The organism is Methylomarinum sp. Ch1-1, from assembly GCF_030717995.2.
Taxonomy (GTDB): Bacteria; Pseudomonadota; Gammaproteobacteria; order Methylococcales; family Methylomonadaceae; genus Methylomarinum; species Methylomarinum roseum.
Genome location: NZ_CP157743.1, coordinates 4,073,016 through 4,098,390 on the forward strand (window position 1 = coordinate 4,073,016; position 25,375 = coordinate 4,098,390).

The following is a 25,375-nucleotide window of genomic DNA, read 5'->3' on the forward strand; positions in this document are numbered from 1 at the left end:
GCTGCTTACTCGGCTGCGACCGTGACAGGAACCGTCACGACGACATCGCTATGCAGGTTGATATCGATATCATAATCGCCGATTTGACGAATCACGCCTTCAGGCAGACGAACTTCTTGTTTTTCAACCTTAGCGCCGGCCGCGGTAATGGCCTCGGCGATCGTTTGCGTACCGACAGAACCGAACAGTTTGCCTTCATCGCCGGCTTTATGGGTAATGACCACCTTCAATTGGCCGATCGCCTCGGCGCGCGCCTGAGCGGAGGCTAGTTTTTCGGCGGCGATTTTCTCCAATTCCGCGCGACGCGCCTCAAATTCCTTGATTTTTTCCGGCGTCGCGGCTACCGCTTTACCTTGCGGAACCAGGTAATTTCGACCATACCCCGGCTTAATCGTTACTTTATCACCCAGACCACCCAGGTTTGCTATCTTTTCCAGAAGAATGACTTCCATCGTTCAATACCTCATTTAATCGACAGTGTGTCGAATTTTCCGGATGCATTTACTCATCCGATTGATTTGAAATTTTATTACGCAAGTTCAACCATGTATCCCCTAAACCGAAGAGGGCGACCGCAATAGCGACATGGGGAATCATCACCAATGTGATGTACAAAAAAGGCACCATAAAACGGCCGCTTTTCATCTCGGCGAAAGAAGCGTGCAATGCCGCGGTGCCGGTCAACGTGTAAAGCACGAACAGCAGCACGATGATGTTTCTGCATACTTCGGCGACCGCACCAGACAAGGTCAGCGCCATCACCAACACCACCAGCGTCAGGTAGGCTAACTGAGGATGAATTCTAAGCCCCAGAAACTCGGCCCTGAAGCCGCCCGGATTATAAAGCGCCGACTGCCACCATCTAGCTAAGAACAGCCCGAAAATCAAGCCGTAAACGATTCCGGCGGCGATGGCGCCGGTCATGATTCGGGAAAATCTGGCTAGCGAGAGACTGATTTCCTCGCTAGGCACATCGACCGAACCGTCCATGACCGGCTGAAACATCTGAGTCAGCAGACTATTCCACAACGCCGCGGGGTCAGGATGATAAAGGTAGAAACCGACGATTCCGACTATCCCCAGGATCACGGCAACCTCGATCGTCACCGACAAATAACGTCCTTCTCGCAGAACGATGGAAATCAGCCAGATGGGCAACCACAATACCAAGCCGTATAGCAAGGCAAACTGATAACTGCCTAATAGCAACATCCCCAGCGCGGCGGTTGCCAGGCAGGAAATAATCAGTACATACAAACCCTCATTGGCGCCACGTCTCAACGTGACCAAGGCAACGGTGGCCGAACTTACGATACTGACCGGAGGAAAAAGCAAAGACAGCAAGGCCAGAGTGGAAGCGACCGTCATCGCTTGAATCCGCCCCTTCATGATATAGCCCGCCAGAAACTTCACCTTTAACTCCGCTAAAGTTTATTTATGTGCGTCGCAATAAGGCAGTAAGGCGATATAGCGAGCCTGCTTGATTGCCTTAGCTAATTGCCTTTGATACTTCGCACTGGTTCCGGTAATACGACTTGGAACAATTTTACCTGTTTCGGTGACATATTCACTCAACAGATCCAAGTCTTTGTAATCAATCGCCACTGCCTCTTCACCACTGAAGCGACAGAATTTTTTGCGTCTCATGTTACGTGCCATAATTATCCTCGTAATCCAATTAATTAGTTATTCAGCGTCCGCAGATTTTTCCGCTGCTTTTTCCTGATTCGAATCTGGTTTAGGTTCATTAGCTGAATCCGCTTCCTTAGATTTGACCTCAGTAGCCCCACTTTCTGCAGAAACGATCGCTGAAGGTTCTGTGACGGCTTCATTTTTCACCAAGGTCATGCTACGCAAAATAGCATCGTTGAAGCGAAAACCGCTTTCCAATTCATCCAGGGTGGGTTGATCACATTCAATATTCATCAGCACATAATGGGCCTTATGAATTTTTTTAATTGGATACGCCAGCTGTCTACGCCCCCAATCTTCCAGACGGTGGATAGTGCCGGAAGCCTCCTCGATGGTCGCCTTATAACGATCTACCATCGCTGGGACCTGAGAACTTTGATCAGGGTGTACTAAAAAGACAATTTCATAATGTCGCATGTTTTCTCCTTTCGGTGATGCCTCCCACCAGGTCTTTAGCTAGTGATGAAGCAAGGATTGAGCGTAATGCTCGATAAAACCGACTATTATAGAAACATATCGGCAATCATGCAAAAACGTTTTTAATTTTACGAGCTTAACCCGGATATTTTGCAAAGAGACAACTCTCTTTCTCCGATTCCCAGCTATTCTGGCAGACCCGCGCTAATGAAGGAGGGAGCAAGCGAGTCTGTGGCCGCAGGAAGAGGGGGTCACGGCGCCTCGCCAGCCTAATCAGGCAAAGATGCTGAGTATACCCTTGCTGGCGACAGCGCGACCCGCCTCTATCTCGTCGGCAACCGCCGAGACCGGCTCCGGACTTGCTTCCGACTCCTGACCGCGCTCATGACCATCCCCGCCGCGTTGGTCGGCGGACGTTTGCCAAAAACCGTTCGACTGCTTTTGTTCCGACTGTTGCTGGGAAACGTCGACATTGACCAAGTTCAATTGCTGGGCTCCTAACATCTCCCTTAATTTGGGAATCGCCGCCTCTATCGCATCCTTAACGACCGCATGTTGAGTGGTGAAGACGATGGAAGTTTGATCTTGATTAACATCGACCCGAATCGATATCGGTCCTAGATGCCTGGGATTCAAATTCAACTCGGCTGCCGGCACCGCCTGTTTATGCATCCAAACCAGCTTTTCGGATAACTCCTGCCCCCATTGCGGATGCGCGAAATGACGGTTCATCGGCGCGACCTCGGTCGCGATTTCCCTGCCGAGACCACGATTGAGCATCGCCAGTTCAGCGCTCATCTTCGGCAAGTTTTTTTCTTGTCCGTCATCGATCGCTTCAGTCTCAATCGGCTCTCGTGCCGAACGCTTTTCCGCGCCGTCACCGAAATCCTGTCGTTCGGTCTCGAAGGCCTCGTTTTTCGGCATCGATAAAATATCGTTTTTTTCCGCACGGCTCGCCGTAACGGTCTCATCGACGCCGTCTTTAGGCGACGCCAGCACCCCGCTAGCCACCGTCTCATCGGGCATCGGCTGAGTTTTATGTAGCAACGATACCGATAAATTCGTCGTCTTCTCATTGAGCCATTCAGGAACCCGTCGATCGGATGACTGTTGTTGCGCCACTTCCGCTGCGGCGGAAAGCGCCGGACTGATTGGAAGGCTCTCCCCACCCTGAGCGAGCGTCGACACCAAGAAATCCGTAGTCACAGCCGCTTCACTCTGCGCATCGGCGGTCAATTCTGAGTTCGCTAACGGCTCGGCGATCGACTGTACATCCTCGAGGTTTTTCAGCACCTCAGCCAGCGCCTGCAACGTCGCATCCAGATCAATATCGACCTCCTTCTTGATCGCGGGCGGCAATTGTTTGCCGTCGAATGCGGCAAGCCCTTGCAACACAGCGACCTGGCTCGCTTGTTCGGCCGGCGCCGGCCGGTCCTGAGCCTGCCTCAGTAATTCGATCTGCTCGGCCAGCGCCGCCGAAAACTGTTCCGGCGAGACGCCGTCCTGCAGCCCTGTTCGCTGCAGATATTCCAGCCCCTGCAGACCGGAAAATAATTGTAATAAACCAGAAGCCTCGATACTCATGCTCGTTCTCCGAAAATCCCCCTCATGCTCAAGCAGATCTCATGCCATTTTTTCTAGGAAACCGGCTGGCTCTTTCATCCTGCTCCGCCTGCTCGCGCTTATTGACCAGTTTCGCTTCATCGCTAGCAGCCTGTGCACTCATTTTCTGCATGCTCTTGGTTTTTTGGTGCTTCTGTTCCCAATTTTTACGGAACTGAACGAGCTCTCTGCCTTTTGCCTCGACCGTCTGCCCTTGCGCTTCAATCGCCTTATCGAGCTTATCGATAAACGCACGAAATTCCAGCAATTGAGAGATGGAAAGGCCTCGGTTCTTTAAGGCGTCGTATTTTTCCCTGTACTCTTGTCGATAATTCTTAAGATTCTGTAACTGAGCTTCCATTTCTTGGCGCTGCCGCTGACAGGCGCCCAGCATCTGCAAAGCCTGACTTTCCTGTTGAGATTGGAGATCAATGATAATGTTTAGCCGCTGTGATTTCTTCATGTCCGTTCTCCGTTTGCCGCCGTATTAATATTCGGGCGCACCCCCAATACCGCCCCCAACTCGCTGAGACTTCTGCTGATATCAACCGCCTCATTCATATCCTGCTGCAAAAACTCCATGATCGATTGATTCTTGGCGATAGCCTGGTCGATGCGCGGATCCGAACCCGACTGATAAGCGCCGACGCTGATCAAGTCCTTGTTCTGCTGATAAGTCGAATATAATCGCCGCAATTCCCTGGCCATTTGCAAATGTTCGCTCTCAACGATATCGGGCATCACCCGGCTGATCGATGCCTCGATATCGATCGCCGGAAAATGTCCTGCCTCGGCGAGATTCCTGGACAACACGACATGTCCGTCCAACACCCCTCGCGCGGCATCGGCTATCGGGTCGTTGGTATCATCCCCCTCAGCCAACACGGTATAAAAGGCGGTAATCGAACCGCCGTCGACATCGCCGTTGCCGGCTCTTTCCACCAGCGCCGGTAATTTGGCGAATACCGACGGCGGATAGCCCTTGGTCGCCGGCGGCTCATCGATGGCCAGCGCAATCTCCCGGTAAGCTTGCGCATAGCGGGTGAGCGAATCCATCAACAGCAACACATCGAGGCCCTGGTCACGAAAATATTCCGCTAAACAGGTCGCAAGCATCGCGCCATGCACCCGCATCAACGGTGAATCGTCGGCCGGGGAAGCCACCACCACGGCCCGCTTCATGCCCTCTTCGCCGAGTATCTTCAACACGAACTCATTAACCTCGCGCCCTCTTTCCCCAATCAAGCCGACGACAACGACGTCGGCGGTGGTAAACCGAGTCATCATGCCGAGCAGCACGCTTTTACCGACCCCGGTCCCGGCAAACAAGCCCATGCGTTGCCCACGCCCTACGCTGAACAGCGCATTGATGGACCTAACACCCACATCGAGCGGCTCTCGTATCGGCTTTCTAGCCAACGGATTGATCGCCACGCCGGACAGCATTACCTTGGCATCGGTCTGCAAGGGCCCTTTGTTGTCCAGCGCCTCACCGGATCCACTCAGCACCCGCCCCAACAAGCCGAAACCCACCTTGGCCAGGCTGTTAGTGCCTAAGGGTATCACTCGGCAACCCGGCTCCAAGCCATGGGTATCGCCGGTCGGCATTAAAAAAATCCGACTGCCGGCAAAACCGACCACTTCCGCGGAAATTTTTTTGCCGTTTTTGTTTTCCACCCAACATAAGGAGCCGATGGCCGCCCGGCAACCTTCCGCCTCTAGCGTCAATCCAACCATACGCGATAAACGGCCTTCAACAATCATCTCCGGCGTCTCATCTAATCTGGCCCTATAAGGTTTCAAGCGCTGCAGCCATTGTTCGGTTCGATTGGCGGCCGGAATCATGCTGTCCTATCCTCTCGTCTTTCCCCGCCCAATACCTTGGCGACGATGGCCGCCAATCGATTCTCCACCGTCGCATCGACATGGGAGGCGCCGGTTTCGACGCGGCAGCCGCCACGCGTCAGCAACGGATCTTCCTGGATTCCCCACGGCGGCGACATCTCATCCAGGACCAGCGCGGAACGAACCAACTCCGCATCTTCGGGATGCAAGGTCAGCGTGATTTTCTGATTGGCCAGCGGCAGTGCTCCCACCGCTTCCTTGACAACGGCGACAATCTGGCCGGGATCGACCTTGATTTCCCGCCTCACCAATTGACTGGCGATGCCGATGGAAAGTTCGACCAACTCCTGCTCGACTCGATCATCCAAATACTTGAAAGGCTCGGCCAGAGATTCCAACAGACTGACAAATTCCGCCGTTTGTTTACGCAATAGGTGCACATTGTCTTGATAGCCTTTTTTGGCGCCTTCATCAAATCCTTGTTTGAACCCAGACTCCTTACCTTCCTGTATTCCCTCTTTGCGACCTTGCTCGACCCCTTCCTGTCGGCCTTGCTCGAAGGCTTCATCATAGGCCTGCTTTTGCATCGCCTCGATTTCATCGACTGTCAGGATCCGAGTTTCCTCGTCGGCCACCGGCTCCGACCGACCTTCACCGAAAGTTTCCAGATCGGTCCAGGTATCGAGCGCATCTAGCTCGTCCTCAGAGAAATTGGCATGTTTAGACCAGTTCATCACCACCGCCGCCTAGAGAAATTTCGCCGGAGTCTGCCAGTTTTTTGGCTATGGCCAGTATATCTTTCTGAGCCGCTTCGACTTCGCTCAGTTTAGTCGGCGGCGAGGCTTCCAAATCATCACGCAACATTTCCGCAGCCCTTTTTGACATGTTTCCGAAAATTTTATTCTTGAGCTCATCATCGACTCCGCGCAACGCCACCAGCAACTGATCGGTGGAGATCTCCCTCAACAAGGTTTGTATGCCGCGATCATCGATGACGATCAAGTCATCAAAAATGAACATTTTATCCTGAATCTGTTGCCCCAGATCCGGATTGCTTTCATTAATATCCTCCATCATCATTTCGCTGATCGAGCCATCGCTGAAGTTCAGGATATTGGCCGCCGCATCGACGCCCCCGACCGCGGAGGACTTGACGCTGTCGCTGCCGGTCAGCTGTTTTTCCATGATATCATCGAGTTCCCGCAGGGCCGCAGGCTGCACCCCTTCCATCGTCGCGATCCGCATCAGAATATCGGAACGCATGTTTTGTGGCAATAACGCCAAAATTTCTGCAGACTGATCGGCGTCCAACAACGAAAGAATGATCGCGATAATCTGCGGATGTTCCAGGCGGATCAAATCGGCAATCGATCGTGTATCCATCCATTTCAGTTGCTCTATGCCTTTACTATTCGCGCCCAACAAAATTCGATCGATGATGCTGCCGGCTTTATCCGCGCCCAGGGCATTGGTCAGCATGCTGCGTATATATTCGTCGGAATCCATACCCAGGCCGGTTTCGTTTTTTACTTCTGAAATAAACTCTTCCAGCACGTTGTCCACCATGTCCGAACTAATAGGACCTATCCTGGCCATCGTCGAACCTACCAGCTGCACTTCCTTAGGCCCCATGTTTTTCAATACCGTAGCCGCCCTATCCTGACCAATCGCCAACAACAACAATGACGCCCGCTCGGCCCGGGTTAATTTAATATTTTCCTCAGCCATCGTCTTTCAGCCACCCTTTCAATACTTGAGAAACCAGCTTAGGATCCTCATCGATCAGCTTGCGCACGTATTCCAGCCGCTTTTCATAATTTTGCGGCGCATCAAGCAACAGCAAATCTTCCGCGCCGGAAGTGAGACCCAATTGATCGGCCTCATCGCCCCCGTCAACCGGCACCGCCACGGGCTTGCCGTTGGCGTCGATCTTAACCACCCCGCCCATCGCTTCGGCTTCGGCCTGCACCCTAGCTAACTCGTCGGCCAATGCCTCGTCTTCCTGCCTGGAAACCAGCCCTCTCATCGTAGGCCGCAACACGCCAAACACCAGAAACAACACTACCGCCAAGGCCGCCAACTGCTTCATCGCATCGTGAAACCAGCTTTGATCCCACAACGGCAGTTCGGGCAAAGGCTCCATCTCATCGACGGCCTTGAAGGCGACATTGGTGACGGTAACCTGATCCCCGCGGCCACTATCAAAACCGACGGCCTGCTTAACCAATTCCCGCAGCTGATTCACATCCTCCCGGGAATACGGTTGACTAATCATGGAACCATCGGCCTGAACGACTTTCTTGTTGTCCACCACGACCGCTACCGACAAACGTCGCAATACGCCGGTAGCCAGCCGTGTATGAGTAATGGTTTTATCCAGTTCGAAATTTCGTGTCGCGCTCTTGCTGACCGATGATGGAGAAGACGCCTCGCCTGCAGAGGCTTCGGCGCCACTTGCCAGTTCCGGCGCCACCCCGGTGGGAGGAGGTTGATTGGATAAGGCGCCCGGAACCCCCTGCACCGCCGCCAACGAATTTTCTTCTTCCACGGTCTGCTCGCTGCGCAGAGCCGGCAGATCCGGATTGAACATCTCTTGGGTGCGTTCGGTCACGGTGAAATCGACATCGGCGGAAAGCTGGGTGCGTAATCCATCGCTGCCGACCAGTGGCGTCAGTATATTCTCAATCCGCGCCATCAGATGTTCTTCGATGTTTTTCTTGTAGTCGAATTGCTTCGATGTCAGATAAATATCCGCCGAACGATCCTGGCTGTTCAACAAACGGCCTTTCTGGTCGACCACCGTCACCTGACTCGACTCCAGCATCGGTACGCTGGAGGACACCAGATGCACAATCGCTTCGATCTGTTCTTTTTCCAGTGTCCTGCCTTGATACAAACTGACGACCACGGAGGCGCTGGGTTTTTTCTGTTTGCGGACAAATACCGACTGCTTGGGCAGGGCCAACAACACCCTCGCCGACTTGACATTCTGTATGGTCATGACCGTGCGCGCGATTTCGCCTTCCAGTGCGCGCTTAAAACGCATTAATTCAACATTTTTGCTGGTGCCGAAGCTGGTTTCCTTATCCAGCAGCTCGTAACCGATACTGGTGCTGCGCGGCAAGCCTTGCGCCGCCAATTTCAGTTTTAACTCACGCACATCGCCGGCCGGGACCATAATCGCCCCGGTACCGGAGTCGACATGATATTCACTACCCAGCTTGTCCAACGCATCGATAATTTCAGCACTATCCTGTTCGGCAATATTGGAAAAAAGTAAATCATAGGAAGGCTCTTGAGACCACAACACGACCGCTACGCCTATCGCTACACTGAGCGCCAGCCCCAGCATCAAGCCCACCTGCCTGACAACAGAAAGATCGGCCATCCCCTTAATCGCCGGGTGCAGCTTGTCCTCCGTCGTCGTCAACTGGTTAGCCGGTTCAATATCGGCTGTGCTGTTATTATTTTGCTCACTCATGGGCTAATCAATTTTTGGCTAAACGGAAAACCGACGACACGTCTCGGCGACCCTGACACATTCAGCGTTATTTGCAGAAAATCTAAGGAACGAGTATGAAATAACTTCTCCAAATGTCGGAAGAGGAATCGGTGGCTCGATTGACAGGTGCGACAACCCTGTCGCATACACTTCTTCCACAAGCAATTGATAGGAAAAGAAATATTTTCTCAGTATCAAGCTGAATAGTTACACCTTACATAGGCATATTCATGACGTCTTGATAGGCCTCGACCAACTTGTTGCGCACCTGCACCATGGCCTGAAACGAGACGCTGGCCTTTTGCGATGCGATCATCACTTCCGCTAAACTGACATCGGAATCTCCCGTTTCAAAAGCCTTGGACAACTCCCCCGAAGCCTTTTGCGTCTCATTGACCGTATCGATCGACTGCTTCAATATCGCCGCAAAATCGGAATCGTTTTGTTGAGGCTTACTGCCCGCTTCAATCGACATGGCGCGCATCTGCGCCAATACTTCATTAACATTCATATCAGTCATGTCATTTACTCATTAAAGCTTTTACTGCCAATTGGCGAAGCACTTTTCAGTGCCAATAGTTTAGCATGGAACCGCAACCCCCGATTCCTTCATTCGAGCGAGCTTATAGCGAAGTGTCCGAGGACTGATGCCTAGTTTTTCCGCGGTCATCTTTCGACTGCCGTTCACCTCGCTCAGCGTTTTCAGAATAATCTTTTCCTCGGCCGACCTGATCCCGTCTCCCAAGCTGTTCAGCGCATACGCCTCTTTTGTTTCATCGTCTTGCTCAGTCTCGTCGACGGATTCGACCACAACGAGCTCGTCCATGTTGTGCGGCTCCTCGAAGATCAGCTCATTTTCGCCGATTTGCCCCAGCTGTTGTAATATCAAGGCCCGCTGCACGACATTCTCCAACTCCCGAACATTGCCCGGCCAGCGATAACGCTGCATTTTATCGACGGCCTCCTGCGTGAACACCGGTAAAGTCTTGCCGGCTCCGCCATGCTTATGCAACAGCGCCATGGCCAGCGGCAGGATATCGCCAACTCGCTCCCGTAACGGTGGAATTTTAAGTGGAAAAACGCTAAGGCGATAATATAAATCCTCGCGGAAACGCCCTTGTTCGACATAATCCTTTAATTTCCGGTTAGTCGTCGCCAAAATCCTGACATTCAGCGCGATCTTTTTTTGACTACCGAGTCGCTCGACTTCTTTTTCCTGTAATACCCTGAGCAGCTTAGCCTGCAACGACAACTCCATTTCCGAAATCTCGTCCAACAGCAAGGTGCCACCCTGGGCCTGTTCAAACTTACCGGCAGCCGACTGCACCGCGCCGGTAAAAGCGCCTTTTTCATAGCCGAACAACATCGCCTCCAACATGTTTTCCGGAATTGCAGCACAATTTATTGCGACAAACGGCCCCTCGCTCTGCGGCGAATGCTGATGTATATACCTGGCCAAAACCTCCTTGCCGGTGCCGCTTTCCCCTTGCAGTAAGACCGTCACATCGGTTCTGGCCACCTTGGCAGTGACCCCATATAACTGCTTCATCTTGTTGTCGGCGATAACAGCATCATTGACCGACTCAGTCGTCCGGGCCATGAAACCGGCAACCCTATCGACCAGCGTTGCCGCCTCAAAGGGCTTGATCAGATAATCGACAGCGCCTGAACGCATCGCTTCGACCGCTTTCGGTATCGTGCCGAAGGCGGTCATCAACAATACCGGAACATCCGAATACTGGCTTTGAATATTGTGCAACAATTGGAAACCGTCCATCACCGGCATCTGCACGTCGCTGACCACCAGTTTGAATCGGTGTTTTGCCAACTTGCTTAAAGCTTCGGTGCCATTGTTCGCGGCCATCACCCGATAACCCTCGATTTCCAGGGTGTCGCATAACGCCTCGGATAAAGCCGAATCATCCTCGACGATCAGCACATCATACTGTTTCATCATTTGTTACCTCTCTTTCAACAACAGCTGTCGCGCTAGACAAAGCGAATGAATATTGATTGATGCAAGGCAAGACCAAGGTAAAGGTCGTCCCCTGCCCAGGAGTGGAAGAACAGCGAATGGCGCCGCTATGCGCCTTAACGACGCTGTCGACAACGGCCAACCCCAAACCGGTGCCATTCAGCTTAGTAGTGAAAAATGGCTCAAAAAGACGTTGCTGCTGTTGCGCCGACATGCCTTCGCCGTTATCGGTAATCTTGATTTGCAAACTGCCTTCATCCTGTCGAGAAACCGTCATCTCGACTCGACCGCGAGGATCGCAAGCTTCGACCGCATTATTGAGAACATTCATCAATGCCCCGCGCAAGGCGTCTTCATTACCCAGCATGTCATCCACCGGCAAGCGATTTTCGAGATCAAATACAATGTCCATTTCAGCCATGTTTTCGGCGATTCGCGCCAATAGATGACGCAATGAAAAAACCTCCATCGTCAATCTGCCCTGTTTAGCGAAAATCAACATGTCGTTGACCTGCCTCTCTAGATGATGCAGTCTTTCCAGAATTTTTTGCGAGAAGCGCTGCCGCTTGTCATCGGTTACGGCAGGCTTATTCATTTGCGACGCATAGAGTATCGCCGTCGCCAAAGGCGTCCTGACCTGATGCGCCATGCTGGCGACCATCTCCCCCATCGCCGACAGCTGTTTTTGCTGAGCCAGCATATCTTGCAGGGAACGCAGTTCGCTGACATCGGACAGCAAGACGATCTGTCCGTTGTCATTATCGAGAGCATTACGGGTGATATTGACGCGCCTGCCGTCAGATAACTGACGCTCATGCGGAGTATCGAATACCGGCAGCAATCTGCGCTGAACGACACCTCCCCAACCCTGTCCCAACAGCGGTTCACCAAGGAGATCGATGGCAAGCATGTTACAGTCAATCACCTGCTCGGCAGCATCGAGCACGACGACGGCAGCCGGCAGAGCCGCCAGAATCTGTTGCAGTCGCGCCGCGATTTTCTCTTTTTCAACCAATGTCTTAAGACGTTCACTGCGCGCCGCGGCCAATTCCTGAGTCAATTTGGCCACCTGAGTTTCCAAACCCTGGTAGGAATCGCTCAGGTTCTGGGAAAGCTGATTGAAGAGCCGGAAAGCATCGGTCAGACGCTCCGCTTTTTGTGCTTGTTGCTTATTGGCTGTAGTCATTTCCGCTCATAGTTTTTAGCTGACAAAAACAGTCAAGCAAAAATCAAACCAATTATTTAATGACCTAAAAAACAGCGTAATTATTCAGCGTATTTTTATCAGAGGGAGTAGGCTATTGATTTATCGGGCTGTCTGCAACAGGACGTTGCAGTCAGAGCTTACGCCGCACAGGGAAGTGCAAGTGCCGCGCGAAGCAGGATGCTGTTAGCTGCCATGGATGTATTCACCCAGCACCTAAATACCATAGACTATTGGCAATGATTTATAATCGTCGTTTATTTAGGTGCTGGGTGAACGCGTCCCGAGAAATCAATGGTCTACTCCCTAAACCCTGAAAGATACTGAATAGTTACAAAACAGCTAGCTATTCAGCTTGATACTGAGAAAATATTTCTTTTACTCTCAATTGCTTGCGGAAGAAGTGTATGCGACAGGGATGTCGCATCCAAGCCTATAGGGATATATTCTCCCAGCACCTAAATTCCATGGCTACTGGACTATATTTTACATTCCAGGTAACTGCTCGCCCACTTATCGAACGCGGCAGGGCCGATTTTTGCTCCTCGGCAATTGCTCCTGCATTGCTCTACTACACGCCCTCCATGGCGTTATCGGCAATTGCTCCTGCATTGCTCTACTACATGCCATCCTTGGCATTATGGCAAAATCGGCATTTCCGCCATCCATGGCGGTCAGCATGTAGGGTGGATAAGTAGTTACCATTCCAGGTGATTTACGGCGCTCATCGCAGCAATTCCCACTTTGGCGTTCAAAAAGGGTATGGGGTGTGTTTGGCGAGGATGTCGGCAGCAAGGATGCTGCCGTCAAGCCCCCATGGATGGGTTTACCCAGCACCTAAATTCCATGGCTACAGGACTATATTTTACATTCCAGGATAATTTAGGTGCTGGGTGAACGGCGCTCCTCGACAGACACACCCCATGCCCTAAACACCGCAAAAACGCTCAAACCGGGAAGAGTCAATTTTTCGACGCGATCATGACAGGTCGTATTTACGTAACTTTTCCACCAGCGTGGTACGACGCATATTCAATAATTTGGCGGCATGAGCGACCACGCCATTGCATTCTTGCAAGGCCTGTTTAATCAGGCCGCTTTCCAAGTCGCTTAAATATTCTTTCAAATCCATGCCCTGCTCCGGCAACTGAGAAGATACCGATAGCAATGCTTCAACGCCGCCATCGTCCTTCACCTGCTCAGTCGCTTGCGACTGCTCCGGCACCAAGTTTTCGATCTCGCAGCCTTCCGGCACCCGATAACCTTGAAATTTTTCCGGCAGATCGGCGACGTCGACCAGATTATTCGGATAAATGATCGCCAATCTTTCGATCAGATTGGACAACTCCCGAACATTACCGGGCCAATTGTGCTGCATCAACATCGCCAACGCAGCATTGGTCAACTGCACTCCTCCTCGATTGGCTGCCTCCATGCGGTTAATTAAATCATGGACCAGCAAAGGAATGTCTTCCGCCCGCTCGCGTAAAGAAGGCACTTCAATCGGAAAGACATTAAGACGGTAAAACAGATCCTCACGAAAGCGTTTTTCTTTAATTTCCTCTTCTAATTGGCGATGCGTCGCGGCAATCACGCGGACATCGCAATGCATGGTTTTATTACTACCCACACGCTCGAAGGTTCTTTCCTGCAACACTCTCAACAATTTGACCTGCATCGGCATAGGCATATCGCCGATTTCATCGAGAAACAGCGTGCCGCCTTCGGCCATTTCAAAGCGCCCTTGCCTGGAAGTTAAAGCCCCGGTAAATGCGCCTTTTTCATGACCGAATAATTCGCTTTCCAGCAGTTCGCCGGGGATCGCGCCGCAATTGACTGGCACAAAGGGTTTATCTTTACGATGAGAATGTCGATGCAGGGCCTGAGCCACCACTTCCTTACCGGTTCCCGATTCCCCCAGAATCAATACCGTCGCTTCCGAGCCGGCGACCTGATCAATCAAATCACGGGTCTGTCGAACCGCCCGGCTATTACCCGCCAGACCCTTATCGGCTCTTTTTTTAGTTGAACTTCCGGCAAGCTTTTTCGGCGGCGGCAACGTCGCCAACAATTCACTTAATAGCGGATACGTCGACGGCCATTCCAATACCTGACCGACCCGCTTATGAATGGCGCTGGAAACCTGCAACAAGGCGCCTCTTTCTACCAGCAAAAAAACCGGGATATCGGTCACACGGTCGGTCACCGACTTAACCAGCGCCCCCTGCTTGTCGCCTCCGCCGATGAAAATCGCTCTCACCCCCGGCAAATTGCTCAAAGATGCTTCGCATTCGATCGCCGCAACCGTTGCCACGTCATACTGCAAAAAATTTAGAATGACTTCAAACTGCTGTTTTCTCAGCTGATTATCATCAATTAACAAAATACTAGGCAAAGCCATCCGTTTTCACTCATTAATCATTAAACCCGTTCATGTATCGATACTAACCGACTCGCTTTACCGCAAAGTCAAGATTGCCCCTTAATCCCTGCGTTCGACCCCATGCATTTTCGTTCCCATACAACGAACTGGTACAGCCAATTAAGTTAAGCACCGAAACCCGATATTGTCAAAACACCAATTTATTTAAACTCTTGCGAAAATTAGCTCATGTCGTTTAAAGAAAGAGCCTCGATTTGACCTCAATCATTATAGCCTAGAGCACTTGACAAATTTTTCTTAGCATAGAAACTAGAGACCTGTTTAACAAAATTAGAGCTTCATTTCTTTGAACGACATATCCCTGGGCGTACTATTTGGTATCTTGGCAGCCCTGTTAATACTTTCAGCTTTCTTTTCCGGTTCTGAAACCGCTTTGATGACTCTCAACCGTTACCGCTTACAACACCTTGTTAAGCAAAGGCATCGCGGTGCAATGAAAGCAAGTCGCTTATTGAAAAGGCCCGATCGTTTGATCGGGCTAATTCTTTTAGGCAATAACTTTGTCAATATCCTCGCGTCATCATTGGCGACGTTGATCGCTATCCGGATTGGCGGCGAACAAGCGATTGCCGCCGCCGCGGCGCTGCTGACCCTGGCGGTGCTTATATTTTCCGAGGTAACGCCGAAGACGCTGGCGGCCATCAAACCCGAAATCATGGCCTTTCCGGCCGCATGGATTTATACCCCGCTGCTGAAAATTTTTTATCCAGTCGTCTGGTTGGTCAACCTGGTCGCCAATCTGTTGCTGAGAATCGTCGGCATCAATGTCGCCAAGAGCAAAGAGGAGTCGCTGAACAAAGAAGAACTAAAAAGCATCGTCTCCGATGCGGAAGATTTGATGCCGGCCCGATACCGCAACATGCTGCTGGGCATACTCGACATGGAAACCGCCTCGGTGGAAGACATTATGACGCCGAGAAATGAAATTGTCGGCATCGACTTGGAAGAATCGATTGAGAAAATTATCGAGCAGTTGCAAAACAGCCCCCATACCCGGTTACCGGTTTATAAGAAGAGTATCGACCGTGTCATCGGTTTTTTACATCTGCGCAATGTGTTATCGTTAACCAGTCACGAGGACTTCGACAAGCAATGCATCACCGATCGGATGAGCAAACCGTTCTTCATCCCCGTCAACACCCCGCTTCATAAGCAGATACAGTGTTTTAAGGCGGAAAAATTGCGCATCGGCCTGGTGGTGGATGAATATGGCGATGTGCAAGGACTGGTGACGCTGGACGACTTATTACAGGAGGTGATCGGCGAACTGATTATTGAAGAGGCCGATGTGACTCCTCAGAAGGATGGCAGTTACCTGGTCGACGCCAGTGTGACGGTGCGCGAATTGAACCGCATCACTCATTGGGACCTGCCTATTGAAGGTCCCAAGACACTGAACGGCTTGATCATCGACTTCATGGAAACGATACCGGAACCCGGAACCAGCGTGAACCTGTATGGCTATCGCTTGGAAATTATCAAACGTGATGAAAACACGATCAAACTGGTTAAGTTCCATCCGTTTGAATAAGTCGCCACGCGCCGGTTTTACTGCTTTTAATCGTTGTAATTGCTGTTATCGCTGCGCCGAGCCGCCAACCTCAGAATGACTCGACAAAGCCGGGCGCATCTCTACACCGCAATTCCCATATATGGATAACAAAGAGAATTTGGGGTGTGTTTGGCCGGGATGTCGGCGGCAGGGAGTCCGCCGTCTAGCCCCCAGCACCTAAATTCCACGGCTTTTGGAGTACATTTTACACTCCAGGATAATTTAGGTGCTGGGTGAACGCCGCTCCTCGACAGGCGCTCCCCATGCCCTAAACACCGCAAAAATACTCCATATATGGGAATTACTGCTGAGTAATTACCAATTTGCGTTAAAAATCAATCCATGATTATGATTGCTTGCGCTCGCATAGACTATGCTTTCGGAAATTCTGATTCGATCGCTATTTCCTTAGCAAGCTTAAAATTTACGTCTATACTAAAAGCCTGAGTAGGAATAACTTCACCAATACAATGGCAAAATTTACCGTTTATTTTAAAGATAAAGCAATAAACTCGGATATCTTTGATTCTGGGGTTGTACATATAGGCCGCGATGAAACCAACGATGTGACCGTTGATAGCCTCGCCGTTGCCCCTGCTCATGCCGCTGTCATCATTAAAGACCATGGCTGCATCATTAAACAGCTGAATGACGATTTTCCGTTAATCATCAACAACGCGCCGACCAAAGAGGCCGTTCTACAACATAATGACCGCATCAATATCGGCAAGCATTCCATTGTCTATAGCGACACCGAATCGATCACCATGCCGACCAAGGCCAGCGATAAGGATATCAACTATCTGAATGAGAAGCTCGAGGATAACATCAAAACGGCGGAAGCAAACTTACAGGTCATGAACGGCCCGCATATCGGCAGAATTTTGTCATTAAAAAAAACCATGACCCGGATCGGCAACAACGAATCGGGAGTCGTCGTCATTTCTAGGCGCAAGGAAGGTTACTTCATCGCGGCACTGGAAAGCAGCAAGAACCTGGCAGTCAACAATCAGCCACTCGCGGACAACTCGGTCCGCCTCAATGATAACGATGTCATCACCATCGATAAAATCTCAATGCAGTTCTTTACCAACGAAACGTAACGATGAATCTCGATAAAAACGAAGATAAACGCCGCTTTCACCGTATTTTATATGACGCAGACGCAAACTTGAGCGGCAGTCAAGGCAGTTATCACTGCAAGACCCTGGACCTTTCGCTAAAAGGCTGTCTGTTGAGTTTTGATCGACCCTGGAGCGAAGAACTGGGTCAACTACATACGTTGACGCTGCAATTGTCCGATAGCATCAGCATCAGCATGGAACTCAGCGTCAGTCATGTCATCGGCAACGAAGTCGGCTTTAAATGTGAGCATATCGACGTGGACAGCATCACCGAACTGCGTCGACTACTTGAGCTCAATATCGGTGACAGCGCCCTGCTGGAGAGAGATTTATTGTCTCTGTCCGAAGTCAACACTCACTGATAAAGATCGGCCAGTACGTCCAATGCATCCTGGATGTTGGCCACCGCGCTGATGTCAAGACCGGAGACGGCGTGTTTCGGTTTATTGGCCTTAGGAATCACCGCCCGCTTAAAGCCATGCTTCGCCGCTTCGTTCAACCTCGCATGACCGTTCGCCACCGGTCTGATTTCACCATTCAGCCCGACTTCACCGAAAAAAACCGCATCATAAGGAATCACCCTGTCTTTCAGACTAGACACGACCCCCACCATGATCGCCAGATCCGAACTGGTCTCGCTAACCTTGATGCCGCCAACGACATTGGTATAGATTTCATCGTTGCCGGTAAAAATGCCGCCATGCCGCGACAACACCGCCAACAGCATCGCCAGTCGATTCTGATCGAGCCCCACCGCCAGGCGTCTGGGATTACCATACTGACTTTCCGTCACCAAGGCCTGAATTTCCACCAACAACGGTCGCGTACCTTCCCATAACACCGTCACGACGCTGCCCGGCGCCGCCTTATCGGCGCGCGATAAAAACATCGCCGACGGATTCTTGACTTCCTTCAAACCGGAGCTTTCCATTGCAAAAAAGCCCAATTCTCCGACGCTACCGAAGCGGTTTTTGTCCGAGCGCAACACACGAAAACGCGCATCGTCGGTCGACGACAATACCACCTGGGCATCGACTATATGGCTCAGCGTCATAGGGCCTGCCAACGACTGATCCTTAGTCACATGACCCACCATGAAGATGCTGACGTTATGACGCTTTGCATATTGCGTCAGATAACTGGCCGATTCCCTGACCTGAGACACCGAACCGGGGGCGGAATCGGAATCCAGCGTATACATTACCTGTATCGAGTCGATGATCACCACCTCCGGCTTCTCCTGCTCAATCACCGAGCAAATCTGCTGCACCGAGGTTTCCGCCAACATCTTGATGCCCTCGGTCTTGAGTCCGAGGCGGTGTGCGCGTTCGGCGATCTGCTGCAACGACTCTTCACCGGAGACATAGAGCACGGCGGCCTGACGCAGGGCGATATTGGCGATCGCCTGCAACAGGATCGTACTCTTGCCAGCGCCCGGCGCGCCGCCGATCAACACCACGCTGCCCTTGACGATACCGCCGCCCAGGACGCGGTCAAACTCGGCCAAGCCAGTCGATATTCTTTCCGCCTGCGCCAGGTTGACTTCGGACAATAACTGTACTTCGCTATGCGCGCCGGCATAACCGGCTTTATGTTCCCGCCGGCCAACGGAGCCGAGTTTAACTTCCTTGACTGTATTCCATTCGCCACACGCGGTGCACTGCCCTGCCCAACGTGGATAATCGGCGCCGCATTCGCTACAAACAAAGGCCGTTTTCTGTTTCTTAGCCATTATGCTCGCTCAATGATCTGCACCCGTTGGGTAATGCCGCACAACAGGGTATAAGGTATCGTATCGGCCGCCATGGCGATTTTTTCGATCGCCAAACCCTCTCCCCACAAGGTCACCGGGTCACCGGGCTTCGCGTCCGGCTGGCTTTGCAGATCCACGGTAATCATATCCATCGACACGCGTCCGACCATCGGCACGACTTTGCCATTGACCAGCACCGGAGTGCCGGACTTGGCGTAACGCGGATAACCGTCCCCATAGCCAATCGCGACGACGCCCAGTCGCGTCGCCTTCTCGCAGACCCAATCACCGCCGTATCCTACCGCTTCCCCCGCCGCCAAGGGTTTGACGGCGATGAGCCGGGAATGCAGACTCATCACTGGCTTCAGATTCAATTGCCAGGCTTCCCGATCAACAAAGGGAGAACAGCCGAACAACATGATGCCGGGCCTGACCCAATCCGCCAATGCGTCGGGCCAGCCGAGAATCGCGGCCGAATTGGCGACGCTTCGCTCGCCCGGATAGTCTTTGACCGCCTCATTGAACAACGCGACTTGAGGTGAGGTCCTGCTATCGTTTAAATCATCGGCATAGGCCAAATGAGTGATCAGACGCGGCGGCTGATTAATGCCGAAACATTGCCGCAAATGTCGATAAGCCTGATGAAAATCGGCGCCCTTGAAGCCCAGACGATTCATGCCGACATCCAGTTTCAGCCACACCGAAATTTTCCCCGGACCGTGTCGCTGCCGCAGCATCTCGATCTGCTCAAAGCAATGAATCACCGCATCGAGACCATATTGATCAAGCAGTTTCAGCTCATCGGCACAGACAAACCCTTCCAGCACCGTCACCGGCTTATCAAAGCCGGCCTTCCTGAGCCTGACGCCTTCATCCACCCGCGCCACCGCGACGGCATCGACCTGCCGCCGCAACACCTCGGCGACACGCAATAAACCGTGGCCATAGGCATTGGCCTTGATGACCGCCATGATTTTGGCGTCCGGGGCATGCTGTTTGGCGACTTGCAGATTGTGAGTTAAGGCATCGAGATTAAGCAGGGCATAAGCGGCCGGGATCATTCATAATCCTCGCTGCCATAGGGATCGCCGGCAAAGTTCTCGAAGCGGGTGTATTGCCCCAGGAAGGTCAAGCGCACCGTGCCCAACGGCCCGTTACGCTGCTTGCCGATGATGACTTCGGCAATGCCTTTATCGGGGCTATCTTCGTTATACACTTCGTCACGATAAACAAACACGATCAGGTCGGCATCCTGCTCGATCGCGCCCGACTCCCGCAGGTCCGACATGACCGGCCGCTTATTGGGGCGCTGCTCAAGATTACGGTTCAACTGCGACAAGGCGATCACCGGCACATTCAGTTCCTTGGCCAGCGCCTTCAGGCCCCGGGAAATATCGGAAATCTGCTGCACTCGGTTATCGCCGCTGGAAGGCGACTGCATCAACTGCAAGTAGTCGATAACGATCAAGCCGAGCTGACCGTGCTCCCGCGCCAACCTTCTCGCTCGGGAACGCACCTCGGTCGGCGTCAACGCCGGCGTGTCGTCGATAAACAACTTGGTTTCCGCTAGCATATTGATCGCCGAAGTCAAACGCGGCCATTCGTCGTCATCAAGCTTGCCGGTTCTGACCTTATGTTGATCGATGCGGCCCAACGACGACATCATCCGCATCGCCAGTGCTTCGCCAGGCATCTCCATACTGAACACCGCCACCGGCTTGTCGCCCTGGATGGCGATATTTTCGGCCATATTCATCGCGATCGTCGTCTTTCCCATCGACGGACGCCCGGCGACGATAATCAGATCGGCCGGCTGCAAGCCGGACGTCATGTCATCTAAGTCGTTAAAACCGGTGCTGGCGCCGGTAATGTCTCCTTCCATTTCGAACAGCGTTTCGATCTTATCGACCGCGTCGGCGAGCAAAGACTTGATCGAATTGAAGCCCCCCTGCCCGCGTTGTCGCTGTTCGGCGATCTTGAAAACATGCCGTTCGGCATTTTCCAACAATTCGGCGGTTTCCTGACCCTCGGGATTAAAGGCGGAATCGGCAATCTCGGTACCGACATGAATCAACTGGCGCAACACCGATTTGTCCCTGACGATATTGGCATAGGCGCCGATATTGGCGGCGCTGGGCGTATCCTTGGCCAGCGTGCCCAAATAAGCCAGTCCGCCGATGTCTTTTAACTCGCCGGTTGCCTGCAGCGCCTCTGACAAGGTGATGACATCGAAGGGCTCCTGTTTATCGGCCAGCTTGGCGATCGCCTTAAAGATCAATTGATGATCCTTACGATAAAAATCCACTTCAGACACCTTGTCCGATACATTGTCCCAGGTTTGATTGTCTAGCATCAGTCCGCCTAGGACCGATTGCTCGGCCTGTATCGAATGCGGGGGAACTTTCAGAGAATCGACTGCATAGTCGGAATTGATTGAATAAATGTCGGCCATACCATTAAAACTGCAAATAATAAGTAATGCATCAAGACGCCATGACGATGGAGCTTAGAAGCAAACGCTATTATACCCTACTCGTATTTATTCAGTATTTTTCCGGTAACTGCTAGCTCCACTTATCGAACGCGGCAGGGCATGTAGGGTGGATAAGCCTGAAGGGCGCATCCACCAAAAATGCCGACCCGGTGGATGCGCTCCGCTTATCCACCCTACGAATGGGAGTGAGTAGTTACTTTTTTTGTAACTATTCAGTATGTTTTTTTCAGCATAAGAAATCAACGACCGCTCCCTTTTCTGACATTTCGCTGAAAAGCTCCTCGTGCTCTACAAATCCTTAATCACTCGGACGACGGCGTAATCATCCTCAATCGGCTGTATGCGGAAGCCCAGTTTCTTAGCCAGCGACAGCATCGCCTTGTTGACCGTTAACACCTCGCCTTCTAACTGCCTCAAGCCTTTAGTCCGCGCCGCATCGATCAATGCGCTCATGATCTTGACCCCGATGCCGAAGCCCTGACAATCGTCGGACACGACGATGGCGAATTCCGCCGAATACGCATCCGGGTTGATCATATAACGTCCGACCCCCAACTCATTCGGCATCCTGTCGTCTTCGGTGACCACGACAAACGCCATTTCCCGATCATAATCGATCTGGGTAAAGCGCACGACCATTTCCGGCGTCAGTTCCTGGATCGATTGCATGAATCGAAAATATCGACTGCGTTCGGACAAACGCTTGACAAAATCCTGCTCCAACACCGCATCCTCCGGCCTGATCGGGCGAATACAGATGCGGACCCCGTTCGCCAGCTGGTAATGCCACGTCAATTCCAGCGGATAAGGATGTATCGCCATGTGGCTATAGCTTCTCGGTTGTTTTTGCGCCTGGATTCTAATTTGCGCATCGACGGCCACGGCGCCGCCCTCATCGACGATCAGCGGATTCATTTCCAGTTCGATCACCTCCGGGATTTCGCTGACTAAGGTCGACAGGTTCAACAGCACCTCGACTAGGGCCTGACTATTCGCGGCCGGCAAATGGCGAAATCGGCACAGGTACCGCCCCGCCTTACTGCCGGCAATCATTTGTTCGATCATATATTGATTCAGCGGCGGCAACGCCACCACCTTATCCTGTAGAATTTCCACCAACGTGCCGCCCATGCCCAGACTGACCGCCGGGCCGAATACCGGGTCGGTCACCATGCCAACCATCAGTTCACGGGCACTGGCCGACTGCACCATGCTCTCAAGATTGATCTTGATTTGCTCCAAATGCGGATAACGCGTCGCCAACAGCGCGCTTAACTCGGCGTATTGCACGGCCAGCTCCTGCACATTATTGACATTCAGGCGCACGCCGCCGATATCGGTTTTATGCCGCACTTCCGGGATATCGATTTTCAGCGCCAGCGGAAATTGGAATTGGCCGCTCACTTGCAGCGCCTCGCCGATCGTCTTAGTCACGGCCGTTTGATTAACCGGAATATGAAAGGCCGCCAGAATTTGCTTGGATTCATAAACACTCAGCTGTTGCCGTCCTTGCCGCTGCGCCTCGTCGATGATCCGATAAACCGAGTCAATATCCGGTTCCGGTTGTTGTGCGGAAGGCAGCGGAATCTGTTTCAACAGGATCTGATTGCGCCGGTATTGGGCCAGAAAAGAAAAGGCATCGACCGCCGCTTCCGGGGTATTGAAGTGAGCGACCTTACTGCAGGCGAACAAGGCCCTGCCCGGCTGCACTTTTTCGCCGCCGGTCCAGGACGCCAACACCGGCTTGCTGCTGATGGCGGCCTCATCAATTACCGCCGCGGCGATCTGGGTCGGTTCTGTCAATGCCTGCGGCGTTACGATATTCAACACCCCATCGACCTTAGTATCGGCCAGGCACGCTTGCAAAGCCATACGAAAATGCTCCGCGCTCGCATCCCCCTGCAGATTCAGCGGATTGTCGAGACGACACGTTTCCGGCAAACTTTGCTTGAGCCTAGCCACGGTAAACGCTGACAATTCGGCGATTTGTATTCCGGCCTCCTCAGCCTGGTCGGCACACATCACGCCGGGACCGCCGGCATTGGTAATGATGGCCAACCGGCTATCGACCAAGCTGTAATTGTGAGCCAGAATGCGCGCCGCCGAAAACAGTTGGGCGATGCTGTTGACTCTGACCACGCCGGCTCTGGCGATGGCCGCATCGAACACATCGCCGCTGCCGACGGTCCTGCCGGTGTGCGACATCACCGCCTGAGCGCTGGACTGGTAACGTCCCGCTTTGATCAATACAATCGGCTTCAGGCTGGCCGCCGCCTTCAATCCGCTTAAAAAACGACGCGCATTATGCACGCTTTCCACGTACATGACGATGCTGCGCGTGCGGCTGTCTATGCTGAGAAAATCCAACACCTCGCCAAAATCGATATCCTCGGCATCGCCAATCGAAACGACGGTGGAAAAACCGATGTCTTGCGACCTAGCCCAATCGATGATCGCGCTGCAAACTGCGCCGGATTGCGACAACAAGGCCAGGCCGCCGTTTTTGATCTCATCATAGCCGTAGGTCAGATTGAAATAATTCGCAGGGCGGGCCAAACCGTAACAATTCGGCCCCATGATGCGCATGCCGGTTTGTCTGACCAGCGCCAATAGCTGCTGTTGCAAAGCCTCCGCATCGATGCCGGGACGCTGAAAACTGCTGCAAATGACCACTGAGCGGATACCCTGGTCGGCGCATTGCTTCAACAGCGATGGAATCGTCTGCGCCGGAGTCGCGATGACGACAAGATCGATCGTCTCGTCGATGTCGCCTATGGCCGCATAAACCGGTCTGCCGTTGATCGTTGCATGCTTATCGTTGACCGGATAGACACGGCCGCGATAACCGGCGCTACGCAAATTATTCAACAGGTGGCAACCGACGCTGTCGGCGCGTTCGGAAGCGCCGATAATGGCCACCGACTTGGGCTGAAAAAAATCGCTTAGATAGTGCGGTCCCATGATTTCCTCTAGCAACAGTTCGATTCCAGCTTAACTTAAGCTCCTCACTTTAGCATGAATTATTTAAGCAAACGCGGAGAAATCTTCACGATTAAAGAAGCAATCGCGCGGTATTTTATCATCTCAGCGACGCCGATTCTGACTGTATTCAGCGCCTGAGAACGTAACAACCAGTCTAACGATATCGCTGATTCAAACTCTGCATCCGGCGCGGAGTCCACAGCAAGGATATACGGGAGCCGAAGGATCGAGTGGTAGCAACCAGCCAAGCGTATTAATCGCCTGACGAGACAGCAGATTCAATAAATGAGAAGCGGCGACAAGAACTCAAAGCCTCTGACCCAGGGAGGCTCCCTCATTAAAAAGCGCCTGAACCAACTCATTGATTAATATCGCGTCATCCCTCTGGGCGGGGCGGGTTATTTAACCCGCCCCAAACGTTTAACTTACTCTAGTCACGGTTGAATCGTTCAGGACATCGTTGATCTGTATTTCTCATAGCGACATGCGGCTACTTGCGCCGCGGCTCCGCCAAAGTCTGCACTAGGAGGCCCGCCCTCGGGCCGAATGGCTCTTTTCGCGCCGAGGGCGGCGCTCCTACGCAAAGCACCGTCTTGCCTTCGGATGTATTGAAAAGCGTGAAGCGCATCAAAAACCGGTGCGCTTCCTATCGTCAGCACACTCTACACGTTTAACTTAACTTTAGGCGTATTTGTTGTTCATTTGTAACTATTCAGTATCTTTCAGGGTTTAGGGAGTAGACCATTGATTTCTCGGGACGCGTGAATACTTCCATGTAAGCTCTGACTGC

General features: G+C 52.3%; 21 protein-coding genes. 3 read left to right on the forward strand and 18 right to left on the reverse strand.

The features are described 5' to 3' along the window. Positions 1-5: 5 nt before the first annotated feature. From rplI to Q9L42_RS18555, 14 genes are all read right to left on the reverse strand, one after another. Positions 6-452 carry a 50S ribosomal protein L9 gene (gene rplI, locus Q9L42_RS18490; protein WP_305906920.1) on the reverse strand — a complete coding sequence of 149 codons (447 nt, stop codon included), beginning with the start codon at positions 450-452 and terminating at the stop codon, positions 6-8. A gap of 49 nt (positions 453-501) precedes the next feature. Continuing rightward, entirely contained in the window at positions 502-1,413 is a 912-nt protein-coding gene (locus Q9L42_RS18495) for a hypothetical protein (protein ID WP_305906919.1), read from the reverse strand. Between the two features lie 18 nt (positions 1,414-1,431). Next, positions 1,432-1,659, reverse strand: a complete 228-nt coding sequence (gene rpsR / locus Q9L42_RS18500) for a 30S ribosomal protein S18 (RefSeq protein ID WP_305906918.1) — start codon at positions 1,657-1,659, stop codon at positions 1,432-1,434. A 27-nt stretch (positions 1,660-1,686) separates the two neighbouring features. Next, a complete protein-coding gene (gene rpsF / locus Q9L42_RS18505) occupies positions 1,687-2,109 on the reverse strand; it encodes a 30S ribosomal protein S6 (protein WP_305906917.1) in 423 nt (140 codons plus the stop codon). 273 nt (positions 2,110-2,382) lie between these two features. Further along, positions 2,383-3,693, reverse strand: coding sequence for a flagellar hook-length control protein FliK (locus Q9L42_RS18510; RefSeq protein ID WP_349431581.1), 1,311 nt, complete (start codon positions 3,691-3,693; stop codon positions 2,383-2,385). 28 nt (positions 3,694-3,721) lie between these two features. Continuing rightward, positions 3,722-4,174, reverse strand: coding sequence for a flagellar export protein FliJ (gene fliJ, locus Q9L42_RS18515; RefSeq protein ID WP_305906914.1), 453 nt, complete (start codon positions 4,172-4,174; stop codon positions 3,722-3,724). Then, a complete protein-coding gene (fliI, locus tag Q9L42_RS18520; protein ID WP_349431582.1) occupies positions 4,171-5,556 on the reverse strand; it encodes a flagellar protein export ATPase FliI in 1,386 nt (461 codons plus the stop codon). The genes fliJ and fliI overlap by 4 nt, the downstream gene beginning before the upstream one ends. Continuing rightward, positions 5,553-6,290: a flagellar assembly protein FliH gene (locus tag Q9L42_RS18525; RefSeq protein WP_305906913.1), complete on the reverse strand. Its 738-nt coding sequence runs from the start codon at positions 6,288-6,290 to the stop codon at positions 5,553-5,555. The genes fliI and Q9L42_RS18525 overlap by 4 nt, the downstream gene beginning before the upstream one ends. After that, positions 6,277-7,284, reverse strand: a complete 1,008-nt coding sequence (fliG, locus tag Q9L42_RS18530; RefSeq protein WP_305906912.1) for a flagellar motor switch protein FliG — start codon at positions 7,282-7,284, stop codon at positions 6,277-6,279. The genes Q9L42_RS18525 and fliG overlap by 14 nt, the downstream gene beginning before the upstream one ends. After that, positions 7,277-9,037 carry a flagellar basal-body MS-ring/collar protein FliF gene (gene fliF, locus Q9L42_RS18535; RefSeq protein ID WP_305906911.1) on the reverse strand — a complete coding sequence of 587 codons (1,761 nt, stop codon included), beginning with the start codon at positions 9,035-9,037 and terminating at the stop codon, positions 7,277-7,279. The genes fliG and fliF overlap by 8 nt, the downstream gene beginning before the upstream one ends. Positions 9,038-9,272: 235 nt before the next feature. Continuing rightward, complete coding sequence (gene fliE, locus Q9L42_RS18540; protein ID WP_305906910.1) at positions 9,273-9,578, reverse strand: flagellar hook-basal body complex protein FliE; 306 nt, start codon at positions 9,576-9,578, stop codon at positions 9,273-9,275. A gap of 60 nt (positions 9,579-9,638) precedes the next feature. Then, entirely contained in the window at positions 9,639-11,012 is a 1,374-nt protein-coding gene (locus Q9L42_RS18545) for a sigma-54-dependent transcriptional regulator (RefSeq protein WP_432648907.1), read from the reverse strand. Further along, on the reverse strand, positions 10,999-12,219 hold the full coding sequence (locus Q9L42_RS18550) for a sensor histidine kinase (protein WP_305906908.1): 1,221 nt from the start codon (positions 12,217-12,219) through the stop codon (positions 10,999-11,001). Before Q9L42_RS18550 ends, Q9L42_RS18545 begins: the two co-directional genes overlap by 14 nt. A gap of 997 nt (positions 12,220-13,216) precedes the next feature. Then, complete coding sequence (locus Q9L42_RS18555; RefSeq protein ID WP_349431583.1) at positions 13,217-14,638, reverse strand: sigma-54 dependent transcriptional regulator; 1,422 nt, start codon at positions 14,636-14,638, stop codon at positions 13,217-13,219. 328 nt (positions 14,639-14,966) lie between these two features. Here Q9L42_RS18555 and Q9L42_RS18560 point away from each other — a divergent pair, with 328 nt between their 5' ends. The 3 genes from Q9L42_RS18560 (at position 14,967) to Q9L42_RS18570 (ending at position 17,718) form a co-directional block, all read left to right on the forward strand. Next, complete coding sequence (locus Q9L42_RS18560; RefSeq protein ID WP_305906907.1) at positions 14,967-16,211, forward strand: HlyC/CorC family transporter; 1,245 nt, start codon at positions 14,967-14,969, stop codon at positions 16,209-16,211. Between the two features lie 491 nt (positions 16,212-16,702). Then, positions 16,703-17,335: an FHA domain-containing protein gene (locus tag Q9L42_RS18565; protein ID WP_349431584.1), complete on the forward strand. Its 633-nt coding sequence runs from the start codon at positions 16,703-16,705 to the stop codon at positions 17,333-17,335. A 2-nt stretch (positions 17,336-17,337) separates the two neighbouring features. Then, positions 17,338-17,718, forward strand: coding sequence for a PilZ domain-containing protein (locus tag Q9L42_RS18570; RefSeq protein WP_305906906.1), 381 nt, complete (start codon positions 17,338-17,340; stop codon positions 17,716-17,718). On the opposite strand, the gene radA is transcribed toward Q9L42_RS18570, so the two are convergent. From radA to Q9L42_RS18590, 4 genes are all read right to left on the reverse strand, one after another. Then, positions 17,712-19,088, reverse strand: a complete 1,377-nt coding sequence (gene radA, locus Q9L42_RS18575; protein ID WP_349431585.1) for a DNA repair protein RadA — start codon at positions 19,086-19,088, stop codon at positions 17,712-17,714. The genes Q9L42_RS18570 and radA overlap by 7 nt on opposite strands. Continuing rightward, positions 19,088-20,170 carry an alanine racemase gene (alr, locus tag Q9L42_RS18580; protein WP_305906905.1) on the reverse strand — a complete coding sequence of 361 codons (1,083 nt, stop codon included), beginning with the start codon at positions 20,168-20,170 and terminating at the stop codon, positions 19,088-19,090. The genes radA and alr overlap by 1 nt, the downstream gene beginning before the upstream one ends. Continuing rightward, on the reverse strand, positions 20,167-21,561 hold the full coding sequence (gene dnaB / locus Q9L42_RS18585; RefSeq protein ID WP_349431586.1) for a replicative DNA helicase: 1,395 nt from the start codon (positions 21,559-21,561) through the stop codon (positions 20,167-20,169). The genes alr and dnaB overlap by 4 nt, the downstream gene beginning before the upstream one ends. Positions 21,562-21,891: 330 nt before the next feature. Beyond that, a complete protein-coding gene (locus tag Q9L42_RS18590) occupies positions 21,892-24,564 on the reverse strand; it encodes a bifunctional acetate--CoA ligase family protein/GNAT family N-acetyltransferase (RefSeq protein ID WP_305910145.1) in 2,673 nt (890 codons plus the stop codon). Positions 24,565-25,375 lie beyond the last annotated feature (811 nt).